Origin of the sequence: Dickeya oryzae (assembly GCF_009372235.1) — a bacterium.
Taxonomy (GTDB): domain Bacteria; phylum Pseudomonadota; class Gammaproteobacteria; order Enterobacterales; family Enterobacteriaceae; genus Dickeya; species Dickeya oryzae.
In genome coordinates this window covers 234,256-250,419 of sequence record NZ_SULL01000014.1, presented here as the reverse complement: position 1 = coordinate 250,419, position 16,164 = coordinate 234,256, and the positions used below count along the sequence as shown (strand labels likewise).

The window sequence follows — 16,164 nt, the reverse complement described above, 5'->3', positions numbered from 1 at the left end:
TATTATTATGCATACTGCATTATAAATTCAATTGGCAGCGTTTTCACCTGATTAAAAAGGTGCCTGACGAGCAATGGGGAAGGTGTGATGAGTAGACTGGAAGTGGAGCGCGCCAGTGTGGCTTACGGTGATACGCCCGTACTCAAGGGGGTATCATTCGAGGCTAACGAAGGTGAGTTCGTTACCCTGCTGGGGCCGTCTGGATGCGGCAAAACCACGCTCTTGCGGGCTATTGCCGGCTTTGTGCCGCTGGATGGTGGGGCCATTCGTATTGGTGGCCGAGAGATGAATGGTCTTGAGCCAGAGAAACGCAACACCGCGATGTGCTTTCAATCTTACGCCTTGTTTCCCCACCTGACCGTATCAGAAAACATTGCCTTTGGATTACAGCAACGCCGGGTGTCGGGAGAGGCGCTAAGCCACCGGGTTGTGGAAACCGCATTAACGGTAGCGATGGCCGGGCATTTGGATAAATTACCCGCTCAGCTCTCCGGAGGGCAACAACAGCGCGTGGCGCTGGCGCGCTCCATGGCCGTGCGGCCGGATGTGATGTTGTTTGATGAGCCCTTGTCCAACCTGGATGCCCGGTTGCGCGAGCAACTGCGGTTGCAGATCCGCGCGTTACAACGCAAACAGGGCTTTACTGCGGTGTATGTCACGCATGATCAGGCTGAAGCGTTAGCTATGTCTGACAAGGTGATGGTGATGCACGGCGGCAATATCATTCAGGCCGGTACTCCACAAGATATTTACCAGCGGCCGGTCAACCGCTTTGTCGCGGATTTTATTGGTACTGCCAATACTATGGTCGGCACGGTCATGACGCGGGATGAACACAGCGGGCATTATCGGGTGGTGACGCCACTGGGCGAGCTGGTGGTCGCCTCCGATGAACCGCCGGTTCGGGATCGACTTTATCTGTGCTGGCGTCCTGAAAACGTCCGCCTGCTGTCACTGTCCGCAACGGGGCAGAATATTTTTTCTCTGCGGGTGAAACGCCATACTTTTCTCGGCAACCTGACCGACATCGAGGGCAGCCCGACGGATTCCGAGATGAACTGCTATCGCGTTCAACTGTTGGGATACCAGCCGCTACTGGAAGGGGAAACCTATACCTTTTCGCTGCCGCCGGACGCGTTACGCTTTTTGCGCGAGGAGGTGACATGAAATCGTCATTCATGGCTTACCTGCTACTGCTGCCTGGCGTGGGGGTTATCGTGCTGGTGATGGGGGCGGTGTTGGGAATGGCGTTCTCCCAGTCGCTCGGTTTTTTCAATTTTGCCGGAGACAGTGCTTTTTCGCTGCGTTTCTGGCAGGTCATGCTGGCGGACGAGCAACTCTGGCGCTCTTTTTTCTATTCAGCACGTATCGCATTGTTTAGCGCCGTATTGTCCGTTGCACTGGCGTACCCATTAGCCATTTGGCTACGTAAACCGTTTCCGGGTGCCGTTACCTTGCGTGCGGTACTCAAAGCGCCGTTGCTGGTCCCGGGGCTGACGGCGGCGTTTCTGTTCGTCAACTTTATTTCCTATCAAGGCTTTCTCAACGTGGCGATGCTACGGCTGGGGCTAACGGAACGGCCTATCCGTATGCAGAATGACGCCAACGGTATCGGTGTGATCCTGCTGCAAATCTGGAAACAGATGCCGTTTGCGTTGTTGCTGATAAGCGGCTCCGTGCAGGCCATCGGTGAAACGGTGCTGGAGGCCGCCCGTAATCTGGGGGCCGGTGTCTGGGTCCGCTTTCGGCGAATTGTGCTGCCGTTAACGCTGCGGGCATTGCAGACGGCCATGATGCTGATCTTCATCGGTGCCGCCGGTGACTTTTCCTTCCAGTCGGTCGCTGGACCGGTCAACCTGAACTCCATGGCACAACTGATGTTGCGGGTACAACAGTCAGGAACCGATGGCTGGAATCAGGCGGCGGTCGTGGCGGTGATGCTCATGTTGCTATCACTGGTGGGGGCGGGATTGTTGGCGCTGGCGACAGGTGTCGTCGTGCGGGGCATAAGGAGATAACTGATGCAACAAACAGCCGTTAACCGACTCAATCGCCTGCTGGTCATGTTGCTTTTGCTCTTGGGGCTTGTCTGGCTGGTTCTGCCATTTGCCATGGCGATACTGTGGTCCCTGGTCGACCCGGCGCATCCCTGGTCTTACCCGGATGTCTTTCCGCCGGTCTTATCGCTATTGCGCTGGAGCGAGCTGTGGAATACCACGTCGCTACCTGATGCGCTGTTGCACAGCTACCTGTTGGCACCCTGTGTCACCGTAACATGCCTGCTGCTGGCGATGCCGACGGCTTATGCGTTTGGGCGGTTGTCATTTCCGGCAAAGGGGGTTGCACAGTTAATGACACTGTTGCCGATCGTCTTGCCGGGGTTTGTTATCGCGGTGTTCTTATCCTCGTTATTGATGCGATTGGGGGTTTATTCGCGGTTTATGGGGATTTTTGTCGGGCACACCGTGTTATTTATGCCATACGCCATTCGCATTCTGAGTGTCTCTTTTAGCCAGGTCCGGCAGGATCTGGTGGATGCGGCGCGCAATCTGGGGGCCAGCAGGGGGGAGATCTTCCGGGTTGCCTACTGGCCATCCCTGCAATCTGGGGTGATGGCGGCGATGATTATGGTGTTCATCCTCTCTATCGAAGAGTTTTCCGTTTCCTACATCGTGGGAGCACCGGATTTCATCACCGTACCTACCATTTTGTATTCATACCTTGGTTATAACTTCATCCGGCCTAACGCTGCAGTGGTGTCGCTGATTCTGGTGGTGCCCAACGTGGTGTTGATGCTGCTGATGGAGCGCTGTCTCAAAAATGTGCCGACCTCTGCGTTTGTCAATAAAGGATAGCGATGAGGCGGCCTCACTACTTATCAGGGAAATCATCAGGGGAATCTTGCATGTTTACTCGATTTACGCCGTCGACCTTACGCAAGCTGGTGGCATTGCCGGTGTTGTTGTTGCCACTGTGTGGGGCTCAGGCTGCAGATTTAAAAACGATGTCCTGGCAGGACGTAGAAGCTCAAGCGCGTCAGGAAGGGCAACTCACCTGGTTTAACTGGTATTACCAGGATCGGCTGCGCGACGAAGTGAAAGCGTTTGAGAAACAGTACGGTATCCGGGTCACCATTCCGGATGGCGAGGCGGCGGGCAGTATCAATAAGTTGTTGGCGGAACAGAACCGCGACCAGGGGGATATTGATGTGATATCCGTGGGTGGCAGTCAGTTTGGGTTGCTCAATGGACCCAAATTGTTCTGGGGGCCGCTGACGTCGCGGTTGCCCGATGGCGACAAGCTAACCTATCAGATAGAAGGGGTTGATACGAAAGGCTACGCCGTGGCGTTCTGGGGTAATCAGACGGTCATCGCTTACAATTCAGCCCGTATCAAGGAGGCCGACCTGCCGCATTCGTTGCCTCAACTTGAACAGTTTCTGGCGAAAAACCCCGGCGAATTCACTTTTAACGTAGAGAATGGCGGTTCCGGGCCTGCATTTATCGAGTCTGTCACCCGCACGCTGGTGCCAGATGTGAACTATCGCGACGGGCGCGTTACACCGGAGATAGTGCAGCAGCTCGCCCCGTCCTGGCGCTGGTTCAACCATTACAAAAGTAGTCTGGTGATCAGTGCTTCCAATGCCGATAGCATCACCCGGCTCAATGCCGGTGAGTTTAAACTTGCCGCCTCCTGGGAGGATTTGGTGCTTTCGCTGCAACATAAAGGGGAATTGTCGCCGGATATCAAATTTTACCTGCCCGATTTTGGTATGCCAGGCGGCGGTAATGTCGTCGGCATTCCCGCTAATGCCCGGCACAAAGCGGCGGCATTGCTGTTTATCCACTGGCTGACACTGCCGGACACCCAACGTCGCTTTCATTCTCAGTTTGGTACAGCACCATTGATGCCAGCAGGAACCGACGTACCGGCGGCGGGTTCGCTGGACAGGTCACACAGCTTCGCCTGGGCGGCTAAACCGCTGGGTGATGAAATTAAAAAACAGTTTATCCAAAACGTGATGCTGAAATGAGATGACGACGCCTGGCCGCAATACCGGAACCCGGCTGGTGCTTTCCGGTGTCTGTCTGGGTGTAACGACACGGATAAGACGCCTGACGTCATCCAGATATCAACACATTTTTTTACTCAACACCGATGCATTGAAACACCAGGGAAACCATTATGTCTGATGTTGTAACCGAGCACTCACGCCGCCGTGTGGTAGCGTCTTCACTCATTGCCCACCGTGGGGCATCCTCGCTGGCACCGGAAAACACGCTGATTGCAATGCGTAAAGCTGCGCAACAGGGCGCGACCTGGCTGGAGGTGGATGTCAAACTGACCCGGGATGGTCAACCGGTGATCATTCACGATGACCGGGTCGATCGCACCACCAACGGCCGTGGTTTGGTCGCCGGGTTAACACTGGCGGAGATTCGCCAGCTTGACGCACGCGCACACTTTGGCGACGCATTCGCTGGCGTGACAATTCCTACTTTGCAGGAATTGATTGAATGTGTACTGGAATTAGACATGGGGCTGCAACTCGAACTCAAGCCCACCGCCGGTGATGATGTGGAAACGGCGGAGGTCGCCCTGGCGGTACTGAAGTCCATGTGGCCTGCTAATCGTGATCGCCTGTTTCTGTCGAGTTTTTCTGTTCGCTCAATCCAGGCGGCGGCCCGATTGATGCCGGATGTACCGCGTGCTTTTGCCGTCGTGGTACCGCCTAAAAACCCCGTTGCGCTGTTGCAGGAAACGAACTGCCAGATTTTGCACTGTTTGTCGGAACTGCTGGATGATGAAGCGCTGCATATTCTGGCCGACAGTGGTATTGAATACGCGGTGGCGATTGTCAATGATGCCGCACAAGCCCGGCGATTTCTGGATAAGGGTGCGCAGACCGTACTGTCTGATATTCCCGATTTGCTGGGGTGATATAACCGGAGGACGTCGTGTCTGATTTGCAGTTACGCTTTGAGACCGCCAATGCGGTTATGGAAGAGGCCGCGTTGCTGGCGAGGCAATTGTTTGCCCGGCGTGACAGCGTGGTAGTGGAACAGAAATCCGCCAACGATTTTGTATCCAATGCGGACCGTCAGGTAGAGCAGTTGATTCGTGATCGCCTGAAAGATGTCTTTCCTGATGACGCTATTTTAGGCGAGGAAATGGGCGGAGAGGTTGGCGATAGTTTCTGGTCTATCGACCCAATTGATGGCACCACCAACTTTTTACGTGGGCTGCCGCTATGGGGGATTTCCATCGGGTATGTCGAAAACGGATTAGCGGTGGTTGGCACCATTGCGTTGCCGATGCTGGGCTTGACGCTGTCAGCCGCAATTGGATGCGGGGTCTGGCGCAATGGCATGCCTTATCGCCGTCAGGTTCCCTTTAGCGAGGTTCGCTTGCTGGCGTTGGGCGAAAGCAATAAATGGGCGGCGGCGGAAGTGGCGATGCTCGATGGCTATCTGCGCGATGAAGGTTGGGCTGTGGCGCGTTATCGTTGTGCAACGGTTGGGCTGAGTTTTGCCGCGCTGGGCTTTACCGACGGCTACGTGGAAAAAAATACCAGCATTTGGGATATCGCCGCCGGGGTGGTCATCGGTTCGGAGGCCGGGTTGGTGGTGAAATATCGGGGAAGCTACGAGGCCGGGGGCATGCATGTGGCAACGGCTATCCCCGAGGTTCAACAGATAATCGAACCGTTTTTCATCCTATAACTCAGTCGCTGACGCGATCTTAATGTATACCCAAAATAATTCGAGTTGCAGGACAACACGCTCGCGTGTTGAACAACGCCACGCGTTGGCCCTTTAGGGCAAGGCTCATTAGAGCCTTGTAACGCGGCAGAGAGTGACAAATTCGTTGGGAACGAATTTGACCAGCCAACGGCTGGCCTCTGGTGAGAGACAGGATGTCTCTCATTTCATCCCGATGAGCTTACTCAGGTAAGTGATTCGGGTGAACGACAAATCGGCATACGCCGATTTGAACGCTGCTTGCAGCGGCCCGAAGGGCGAGGCCCATTGATGGGCCGAGTAACATAGCCAACACACCTGCAACTTGAAGTATGACGGGTATAGATAAATAAAAAAGCACCGCCAATGCGGCGGTGCCCGTTCAAACCCATCAAAAACGGCGTTATTTGTTGATGAACGACCGTGGTTTTGGTGGCGTGGCCGCCAGCGCTGCCTGAATTCGCATCGGGTTGAAATAATTACGCATCAGCCGAATGCGGTGATCACTGGTAAATTCATACCGGATTGCCCAGTCATAGCTGTAAGGTACGCGGGTAGATTTGGTGATCCCTTGCTGGCTGCCGTAAGCCATCGCCTGATTGTCGCTAAAGAAGACTTTTTCCACCACCTCACTGCTGAACTCCACGGTCTGGCTCATCAGTGACCAAAAGCGGGAGAAACCTTCATGACCGTAGAATACGCCGGTATAGGGCACATCTACCGGGCCGGTCATGTCCCACACCAGTTGTTCGCTCAGGCAAGCCAGCGCCATCTGCAAGTCACCGGCGGCATAAGCCTGAGAAAGTTTTTCCAACGTGGTCTGGTTATTGGCGAAGGTGACTGCCTGACTTTTAGCCTGAAAACGCGGCGGCGGCGGTGGGGTATATTCGAATGTCGGTGCGGCGTGATATGCGTTATCCCCGGGGAACGGATGGGCGACGATGGCGCGGAAATCTTCGCGCAACGACCCCATCGCCATGACCGCCGGGGTCAGCTTCAGTGGACGACCGGACAGCGCCAGTTGCAAGTTTTCCAGTATCTCGCTGTAACGGCGATTGAAACGCACAATGGCTTTACGCAGCTCGCTTTCTGGGTAATCGGCGATTTTGGCAGCACTGTGGGTTTTGACCGCTTTATCCCATTCGATATTCAGTGGATCGCCGGTTGGGCCGCTGGCGATGGTATCGCCGTGCGTATACATGCGCTCACAGTAGATTTCGTTGAAGCGGTAGTAATGCGGCACATTATTTTCGTCACCCTGCCAGATGTTGTGCGGCGAACCTTCGCCTTGATCGCAAATTTGACGCAGGGTATAGACCGCGCTGTCGAGGTCGACCACGGGCGTGATATTGCCGTATGAGCCGTGGCAGAACTGTTCTGGTTCGATCTGACGGGTTGGGTCGCCGCAGAACACGGCTTTTTCGCCGAAAGACTCTACCGCTGCGCGTAGACGTGATTCGATGTAGATGTAGTACTCACCGATAGACATGTCACTGCAAACATGACTGGCTACCACTTCCGGGCGAACGTACTTGGGGTGTTCGATTTGCATCGCCTGATGAATGGCGTGCTGGGAAAACGGGTGGAGCTGAATTTCCAGATCTTCAATGCCGAACGGTAGTGTAGCCGGATAGTCAGGCATAAAACCGGGGCCGCTAATATCGGGTGTGCCACCTACCGCGTTGAGTAGGTTGCCAACCATGACGAAGTGCAACATTTCTTCTATGACGACCGAGTGGATAACGTCAGTGACCCGTGGGTCGATATCGTCATTCACCGTGTAAAGCATGGTCAGATAGGGGGGGATTACCGCATGTTCCAGCACCATCGCCTTTTGCAGGAGATCGCGGATGTCGTCCAGTTCATGGGCCAAATCTTTATGACTGGTGAGTTTGACGTAGCCCTTTTCCCTGAAAGTCGCATCCAAATCGTGCTGTTGGTTTTGTTCGTTTAAGTTCATGGTGTTATTCCGTCTAGTCAGTTGCGGCAGTGACGAAGTGTGTAATTAGTCTTATCTATTTATTCCTAGCATGAAACCTGAATATCATCATCTTTTGTAGCGCTTTTTTCACGTTTAACGTGTGCTGGCACACATTCTGTCCAGTTCGGAAAGAATTGTGTGCGCTGCCCATAACGTCAGTGCTGCCAGTGTCAGAGTCGGTGGTGCTGTTCCCATGCTAACCATATTTCCGGCTCCTACCAGATAGAGATTCTTATGAGTCCAACTACGCTGTTGGCGATCCACCACCGAGTGGCGCGGAGAGTTCCCCATGCAGTGGGTTCCTGCGATGTGCCCGGCACCGGTAAACGCCAGCGGTTGGCCCTGACAGGTAAAATAACCGGGTTCATCCGGTGAATAATGGCTGGCGTTATGCACCCCCATCTGCCGAAAAACCTGCCGCATAACCGTGCTGGCGCGTGCAACGCCCGTGCGGGTATACAGCGACAGGTCGTAATGAATCACCGGGCGGTAATTACCCAACGCATCACGGTAATCCGGATGGATCGTCACCCGGTTATTGTACTCTGGTAACTGTTCCACCATGCAACGCGCGCTGCATTGGCGGGACAGCCGCTCACGAATCTGACTGCGTAAGCGGGGGCCACACAGGGGTTCTTGCAGTAACGTGTCGACATCGTCATACAGTTTGTTCACCGGCCAGCGCCAGCCGTCATTGCTCAGTTCGATACGGAACGCCGCCCGGTGTACACGGGCGCTGCCGCTTCGCATCGCTTCAATGCCTGAGGTGGTCAGCGGGCCACGCATCGGCCATTGTGGTGCATCCGCCCGACCCCAAACCGGTAATACCGGATGATCCATCAGATGGCGGCCTACCAGATCATTGCCTTTGCAGGCACCGGACGCCAGCAGCAGAATCGCGTTAGCAATCGCGTTGCCAGCCAGTACATAGCGTCGGGCGCTGACGGTATGCAAATGATGTAATGCCGTTTCATGATGGACATAGTGACGAAACTGGATACCGGTGATGGCATCGGTGGTCGGGTCTATCAGTAACTTATGCGCCACACTGCAGGTGAGCACATCCAGCCGTGTCGCATCGGCGTCTTCCAGTGTTTTCAGCGCGTTATACCGCGCCTGTGTCGGACAGAGCGGCGTGCAATAACTATTACCGGTGCAATACAGACCAAGGTGCGGGTTACCGGCGGCCCCACGCGGGTGATAGCCGCGCCCATGGTCATAAGCAGGATGCGGTACACCATTACGGGCCGATGGGGTACCACACAGCGACAGAGGGATAGACTGCCCGTCCTCCATGATACTCATACCGGTCAGACGCCGGGCCAGTTGCCGATCCCCCCAGGCGGTGGGTATTCCGTGCATGGGATAAACATAGTCCGGTGGAAAATGAATACCACCATAGGCTTGTTCTTCGACATTGGCTGATACCCCCAGCTCATACTCGGCAGCCCGATACCAGGGTTCCAGGTCGTTATAACGCAGCGGCCAGTCCAACCCGACGCCGTAGCGGCTTTGCAACTCGAAGTCTTCTGGTAGCATGCGCATAGCACTGCCTAGCCAGTGTAGAGAGGTGCCACCAAGCTGGCGGCAATAGGTGGAGCTGAACGGTAGCGGGCCGCGTTGCACCAGATAACCACGGTCGTCGTACCCACCCGGTAACAACGAGTGCAATGCCGTATCGTGCGGTACGGGCGCATTGACATTATGCACGCCAGATACCTGATGGCCTTTATCCGGCCGCTGGCGATAGTGCGCCAGCGTTTCCCGGTAGCCGGTGTAATGCAGGTTATCGCCAGAGCCGGCTTCCAGAATCAGACAACGCTTGCCTGCGCGAGTCAGTGTTTTGGCCATCAGCGCCCCGGCAATGCCGCCGCCGACAATCACTACATCGTAATCAGTCTGTTCTGCCTGATGGGGCGTGACAACGTTCATCCACGTGTTCTCCATTCGGCTATTGGTGGCTCGGCCCAGGCACCGAACTCCTGTTGACGGATTGACTGCGGATGGGCATGGATAGCCTGCCAGATCAAGGCTTCGCGCCAGGCTGCTTCGCTGAGAAACCGGGCATCTACATGGGGTGTCGGGCTGACGGGGATCCACTGCCCGGTATACCACAGCCGTAACAGGCTGCGTGCGACTGGCCCGAGTGATGATGATGTCAGCACCGTGTTTTGCAGCCAGGTGAGCCTTATGGTGTCATCGTCGGGTTGTGATGAAAAATCGCGCTGCAATTGTTTGAAGGGTAAAGGGGCAGCCTGTTGCAACCAGGCGAAATAGTCATGAGCCAGCCCGGTACCGGTCAGTTCAAATCGACTGAACCCGGTAAGCAGGGCGGAAAGGGTCAGAAAATCATCAAATGCGGTATCGGATTCGCTACTGTTACTCATGATGCGTTACCTGTGCCATGTTGTAAACAGCTAAAAGAAACCCGCGCGACTGATCAGGGTTCAGGCGTCGTGGAATAGGAGATGCTCTTTTTATCTTAGCTAATCGTTTTACGGTGATAGGCCGAAAAACGGCATCAGTAACCGGATATGTGAATGCGGATGGTCAGTACGACTGGCGCATACCCAATCGATAGCGGCAACTGATATCCCTGGACGTGGTGCTTTTCTGTTCTCGCGAGAGAGCAGAAGAAACAAAACAGCATCAAGATGGCGGAATAAAGAACGGGGTGGTCTGTGTTCCTTTTTTTAAATCAACAGCGTGTTTTAAACCGGGCGAATTAACGAAAAAGTATGACAATAGCAGACATTCGGTACCACAGTACGCACCCCGCCTGAAACTATGACGTGAGCGCTGCATTTTTGCAAGACCAGCCTGATTTATAACGTGATTTTGTCGAAAGACACAGTGCGAAAAGAAACATAATTATTTGATTATGTAAAATTTTTTACAAAAAAGGGATGAAGGCGGAGCCTGCTGCTCCGCCTGAGCCGTTAGCCTTCGGTGGGTTTGATCTGACTGAGGATCGTTCCCAGACGTTCGCGTTGTTTTGGCTTGATATCACGGCCTGCCGCGTAACCCGCGTTCTGGATAATCATCTCATTGAGACCAATCAGCCAGTCATAGATGTAATACGCGGTGTTGTTGACCGGAGTGACGGATAGCTTCGTCAGTCGATGTGAGGCACCAAAGTTGGCGACCTGCTTTTCCGGTTTAGCGAAGATCTTGTTGCCTTTGTTGACCCGGCTGTCCGGGCGCAGGGATTCCGATATTTGCTGGAAGCCCAGCCAGGCGACGAAATCACCGAGCACATTCAGTGCGCGGGATACCTGACGGTCTGCTTTGCTTTCCCGGTTAATCCCTAGCTGGCCGGAATCCACCAGCATGATTTGTAATTCGTCTTCGAGTTTCAGACGGATACTGGCGGTAATCAGCTCTTCCACCAGCATTTCTATCGTCGGGCGGTTAATCCCCAACAGCTCAATGATGGCGACATTTTCCGGCAAATTGCGCAGGTGATTGATCCAGTAACGGTACAGGTTGCGGGCGAACTCTGCCTCATAGCTGTGATTCTCGGCCTGCTCCTCTTCTGTTTGCACTGCAGGTACGACAGGCGTTGGTTTTTCTTCGCTTTCAGCCTGCTCGCTCTCATCACTGAAGAGGTCGATATCCAGCCCGACGCCAAAAGGCTCGTAACTGGCCATCGGCACCGCGGTATCGGGTGTTTCCTGATAGGCGGCAAAATTACGCGATTGCTGCACTTGTTGCTGCAGATAAAGGTGACGCAGCTCATCGCGAGAAGGGAGCAACCGCTCCAGCAATTCGCCGTGTACGCCGGTCCGTGTCTGCAGCGCCTTGAGCATAGATTCAGCGATGTGTTGCTTGCGTGCCGGGTCATCTGCACCGGCCGGTTGGTACCAACTGCCGAGCAGGTTATCAGAAAGCTCGCGCTGTAATTCGCTCAACTGTTCGTTAATACGCCCCAGTTTGACCTCACGGCGAACTTCGGTATCCAGCCAGGCAGCCATGCGGTTGATTCCGCGCTTGTCCATCGCCAGCATGGTGCCCCAGGCATCGCCGGGATTACCCACATAGCGCTGTACCGCTTCATCGTTGTTATGGCCATGAGTGAAACGCCTGTCATGGCGGGTGACGGCCCAAATCAGGCCAGGCTTACGGCGGCTGCGGATTTGCGGGTTTTCCCCCTGGGTATGGCGAACCCAAAAATCCAGTGCCCGGCCAACGTGGCGCACATCTGCTTTACAGGCTGCGGCGGTACACACCATCAGCAGATTCATTTCCTGATCGTCGGTATAGCGCTCCAGCAAATAAGCACGCTTGGCGCGCAGCAACGCCCGGGATAATGGATGCGGCTTGAGCCGCAACAGGCGGTCCGGGTTATCGTCATCCACCTCCGCTTCGGGTTCATCCTGCAGGCTAAAACCTGGGAAATCGAGTAGATCGACCTGACCGAACAGGGTTTCTTTCGGCGGTGACAGCAGTGGAATCAGCACTTCGGCTGTCAGCATAATCAGTTCTGCCAGTGACAGCTCCACGCTGCGGGCAGCACGACCATTCACGATAGGGCGTACCTGTACGCTCAGGTCGGAAGGGCTATTAAGCCGGTCGAACTGACTGGCATTAAAAATGCCGCTGTCCGGTTGCAACGCTTCGTCCACCAGCAGGCTAATCGGTGCCAGTACTTTTCGGGCACCGGAGAGCTGTTCCAGTGTGTGAGCAAAATGGCGATAGAGCGAGGTATAGTCTGCGCGTTCGCCCCACAGCACCGAGAACAGGCTCGCGCGATCGTCGATACTGAGATGTGGGGCCAGTTCGACCGCCAGCGGCCAGAACTTGCGCTCCAGCGGTTTTTGCCGCCGGGCGTCATGACGTGTCAGGTAATCCCACAACGCCACCACATCATCACTGCCAAGCCCGGTTACGGGCTCCTGTTGGCGGTGTAGCGACAGGGTTTTCAGGTGCTCGGCAATATGCTGCTCATCCAGTTCCGCCGTGTCATTCTGAGCGTCTTCCAGAATGAAGGAGTAAGCCATAATACGGGCGATATCGGCTTCGTGAAGCAACTGGAGTTGCACCGGGTTTGGCGTATTTTTGCCTTCAACCTGACGGGTAAAACGGGTGACAAACGCCGGTTGCTGGTTGTCCGGGTTGATATTTTTCTGGTAATCCAGTGTGACGCCACCGACGGACGTTTCGATTCGACCGTTTTCTCCGCCAGCCAGTGATGTCAGCAGGTAGGTTTTCCCCCCCTGGGCCAAACCGAACATCCCCATGGCGATCTCTTTGAGCGATGACTCGGACAGCCCACGGGCTTTGTTGCGACAACGACGCAATTTAATGATCAGCCGATCGGCTTCCATATCCAGACGAGGAACATTGCGTCGGGTTTCTTCTACCCAGGCGATCGCCTGATCCACACCTTGTGAAACGGATTGTAACTGACGGCTGAGACGGCTCGACAACTGTTTGGGCGTTAATGGTTTCATTTCTTGAAGACGCTCCCGCTATCGATCCAGTAATGTGCCATGCCGGAAACCGTGCTGGATAAGGTATTCAGTTTTAACCTCAATTGATGCGGTGAAATAGTATTTCCCGACCCCAACACCGCACTGGCTATTTCAACGCGTTCTGGCGTCGGGTTATCGTCACCCGGTACGACTTTCAGGCGCACATGCAATACGCTGTCACCCGCGACTTTACGCGCCAGCTCCGGGTCGACTATCGACAGCGAATAGAGTGGCGAAGCGGGCCAACGCTCGTTATCCAACTGGCGGAAGCCGAGGCACAGCGAACCGCGCACTTCAAAACCGGGTTGGTCATCCAGCGTGAAATCCGCATCATCCAGATCGATATCGTTATAGTAGACGTTATCGGTGGTGAGCGTATTGGTGTTGTCGAGCATGCCAAGGTAACGCACGGTGGAATAGGGCTCGAAATCCCCGGCTTTGAAGTAGAAGCCGGGCAGGCGCAGATCCAGCGCCAGCAGACATAACATGGCCCCCACCGCCGCGGTGGATTTCGGGTTTTCAATGCGACCGCGCTTGTTAAACGGGTACCAGTCGCTGGTGTGATAACCATCGAGTGACATCATGCGGTTAATCGGCAACGGTTGCAGATGGCGGAACAACGCCTGAATCCCCGGGAAACGGGACGGCCGACCGGTCAGCAACAGCACATCGCAGGCGTACAGCGAGACCACTTCCGACATCAAGCGCAAATGTTGGGTGATACTCATGCGGTTAGCCAGAAACTCGCTGTGCAGCTTGCTAAGACGCAGAATCAGCGGCACCTGCAGAATGTCGAACGGGGCCTCTTCATCCGGTAATTCGCGTTGGATCTCGGTGTTGACGTAATCCAGCACCTTACGTGTCGGTGTTTGCGACAACATTTCACCGAACGTGGTATCGATTTCCGCATTCAGATCGAGCGGGTCGAATCGTTCATAGGCTTCCAGAATCGCCTGCCCGATAGGAATGAACATTTGCAGCGTCACCTGCTGACGCAGTGTCAACTGACCATCCATTCGGCCTTCACTGCCAAACAGGCGGGTCATCAGGCTATCCGGACTGGTGACACCGGCTTTTTTCAACGCTGCCTGCAAGGCTGGCAGGACATACAACTGAATTACGTCCAGCAAAATGTCATCGCCAGCGACTTTGAACCCTTCACGGAACAGCAGGCGAGGGATGATTTTGACGTTGCTGCCGACACCGTCATCGAGCCAGTACTGGGTAATCGCCAAATCGGTGGTGCCACCGCCGATATCGATAGATGCGATGCGCAAGGTTTTCCCCGGCTGCTCGTCATCCGCCAGCTCTTTATCAGGCCGCGCCATGCTGGCGAAAAAGGCCTCTGCCCGGCCACCGAAATTCACTTGTGCTTCGTTATAGAGGTACACCATCTGCCCGCAGGTGGCTTCATCCCACTCCATCTGCACGTCAGGCACCGGTACCGTGCTGCGGCGCTTGTCGTCCACCGTCATGAACTCATCATCGGATGGGTGCCAGCCCATCGCTTTCCACACCAGCCCGATCGCTTCGATCATACGGCGGCGGAAAATCTCACGCTCTGGTTTGGGCATGGCTGAGGGCAAGGTCAGAATAATATTGCGCAGCTGACGCGGCGCATTGGCATGAATCATCTTCAGACGCTGGGCCGCGCTGTTCATTTGCATCAGCGCCTGTGCCAACAACTCGGAGAGCATGAATGTCATGACCGAACTGCGGCTGTAGTGTGGGTCGAACACCGGCAGGCGTTCATCCAGCGGCAGGCTGAACAGAGGCTGACCTTCATCGTTGACCAGCATGGTCAACGGCATGGCAGTCGCCAGCGGTTCCTGCTGGCGCGGGCTGGTTGTCTGGCTAAAACGCCAGCCTGGCACGTACGGCTCTTCATCCCACAGATAGCGACGTGGGCTGGAAATACCGCTGGAACCCTCGGTTCCCTGACGCTGTAGCGCCAGGCGGCTGGCTTCCCGGCCAACGCGGGTAATGGATGGCCAGACAAACGCGTCGTCGCGCCCGCTTTCAAAGGAGAAGTTTTGCTTACCGAAACGCGCCTGGGCGAATTCCACCCGGCTGTCGAACAACTCATTGTATAAATAATGAGGCTGGCTCAAATCGCGAATCTGCAATTCGTAGGTCTGCCGCAAGCCGTTACTCTCATCGGCATGATCTTCGACCAGGATCCCGGCGGTATGGGAGTTGCCGACATCAAGGATCAGATCTACGTTAATGGCGGGTTCCTTTAAGGTACCGCTGGTGATCCGGATTTCCGGTACATCCAGCAGCGTCGCCATAATATCCAGCAGATTCAGGTAATGCGCCTGATATTCGAATTCACGCAGGTTCTGGCGAATGTCGCGAGGTTTGCGGTTTTCCACCGTAAGCGCTTGCTGCGAAAAGGTTTCGCGCAACCAGCCGTCCACCCAGGTCTGGTCGAGAAAATCATCCAGTTCTTCGCTGTGGTAAGCCAGCGTGAATAGTCGCCCGGCGTTGATATCGTTCTCGCTGGGGGCCAGCGTTTCCAGGTCATGGCTTTCCGGGTAAACACGGGTATCGAACGCCAGACAAATCCGGTGAGTGTTGCCGTCATCATCTGGTTCGTCGAGTTCCAGTACCTGTACCCGCGCCCAGTTATTCGGGCCACCCATAAACGTACGCGGTGGGTTAAAACGGAAAAACGGTAGCGGTAACCACGCATTGCTCAGTAAATGGAGAGACTGCTCCAGCGTATAACTGGATTCCGGGTTGACCGCTTCCGGCAGTACCTGCATCGCACTTGGCAGGGTGTATTTCCCGCTGTGTTCGTTATAGGTCAGTCGCAGCAACGGCCCATTGGCGCTTTTACGCACGAAACGATTGGCGAAGCCTGCGCGGGCTGGCGTGAGCTTCAACGCAAAGTCAAGAAACTGAATACCGCTATTTTGAATCAGCGTAATGTGTTGTTTGTAATCTGTCAGGGTTGCCAGCATGG

Annotated in this window: 11 protein-coding genes; 6 read left to right on the top strand and 5 right to left on the bottom strand. The window is 55.0% G+C overall.

Going from position 1 to position 16,164, the window contains the following annotated elements; all coding sequences use genetic code 11:
• The first annotated feature begins 87 nt into the window (after positions 1-87).
• The 6 genes from FAZ14_RS16010 (at position 88) to FAZ14_RS15985 (ending at position 5,723) form a co-directional block, all read left to right on the top strand.
• Entirely contained in the window at positions 88-1,167 is a 1,080-nt protein-coding gene (locus FAZ14_RS16010) for an ABC transporter ATP-binding protein (protein WP_153508863.1), read from the top strand.
• On the top strand, positions 1,164-2,018 hold the full coding sequence (locus FAZ14_RS16005; protein WP_016941386.1) for an ABC transporter permease: 855 nt from the start codon (positions 1,164-1,166) through the stop codon (positions 2,016-2,018). Before FAZ14_RS16010 ends, FAZ14_RS16005 begins: the two co-directional genes overlap by 4 nt.
• Before the next feature lie 3 nt (positions 2,019-2,021).
• The gene (locus FAZ14_RS16000) at positions 2,022-2,855 is read left to right on the top strand and encodes an ABC transporter permease (protein WP_016941385.1); all 834 of its coding nucleotides are present in this window, start codon (positions 2,022-2,024) and stop codon (positions 2,853-2,855) included.
• Positions 2,856-2,905: 50 nt separating this feature from the next.
• Complete coding sequence (locus FAZ14_RS15995) at positions 2,906-4,033, top strand: extracellular solute-binding protein (protein WP_029456344.1); 1,128 nt, start codon at positions 2,906-2,908, stop codon at positions 4,031-4,033.
• 152 nt (positions 4,034-4,185) lie between these two features.
• Positions 4,186-4,941, top strand: a complete 756-nt coding sequence (locus FAZ14_RS15990) for a glycerophosphodiester phosphodiesterase family protein (RefSeq protein ID WP_038907969.1) — start codon at positions 4,186-4,188, stop codon at positions 4,939-4,941.
• 17 nt (positions 4,942-4,958) lie between these two features.
• Entirely contained in the window at positions 4,959-5,723 is a 765-nt protein-coding gene (locus FAZ14_RS15985) for an inositol monophosphatase family protein (RefSeq protein ID WP_016941382.1), read from the top strand.
• 421 nt (positions 5,724-6,144) lie between these two features.
• Here the strand turns inward: FAZ14_RS15985 and FAZ14_RS15980 are convergent, their stop codons facing one another.
• The 5 genes from FAZ14_RS15980 to FAZ14_RS15960 form a co-directional block, all read right to left on the bottom strand.
• The gene (locus FAZ14_RS15980; RefSeq protein WP_016941381.1) at positions 6,145-7,701 is read right to left on the bottom strand and encodes a ferritin-like domain-containing protein; all 1,557 of its coding nucleotides are present in this window, start codon (positions 7,699-7,701) and stop codon (positions 6,145-6,147) included.
• 114 nt (positions 7,702-7,815) lie between these two features.
• Positions 7,816-9,654 (bottom strand): GMC family oxidoreductase, encoded by a 1,839-nt coding sequence (locus tag FAZ14_RS15975; RefSeq protein ID WP_153508862.1) that lies wholly within the window; start codon positions 9,652-9,654, stop codon positions 7,816-7,818.
• Positions 9,651-10,109, bottom strand: coding sequence for a hypothetical protein (locus FAZ14_RS15970; protein WP_016941379.1), 459 nt, complete (start codon positions 10,107-10,109; stop codon positions 9,651-9,653). The genes FAZ14_RS15975 and FAZ14_RS15970 overlap by 4 nt, the downstream gene beginning before the upstream one ends.
• Positions 10,110-10,661: 552 nt before the next feature.
• Positions 10,662-13,175: a putative virulence factor gene (locus FAZ14_RS15965; protein ID WP_153508861.1), complete on the bottom strand. Its 2,514-nt coding sequence runs from the start codon at positions 13,173-13,175 to the stop codon at positions 10,662-10,664.
• On the bottom strand, positions 13,172-16,162 hold the full coding sequence (locus FAZ14_RS15960) for a virulence factor SrfB (protein WP_153508860.1): 2,991 nt from the start codon (positions 16,160-16,162) through the stop codon (positions 13,172-13,174). The genes FAZ14_RS15965 and FAZ14_RS15960 overlap by 4 nt, the downstream gene beginning before the upstream one ends.
• Between the last annotated feature and the right edge of the window lie 2 nt (positions 16,163-16,164).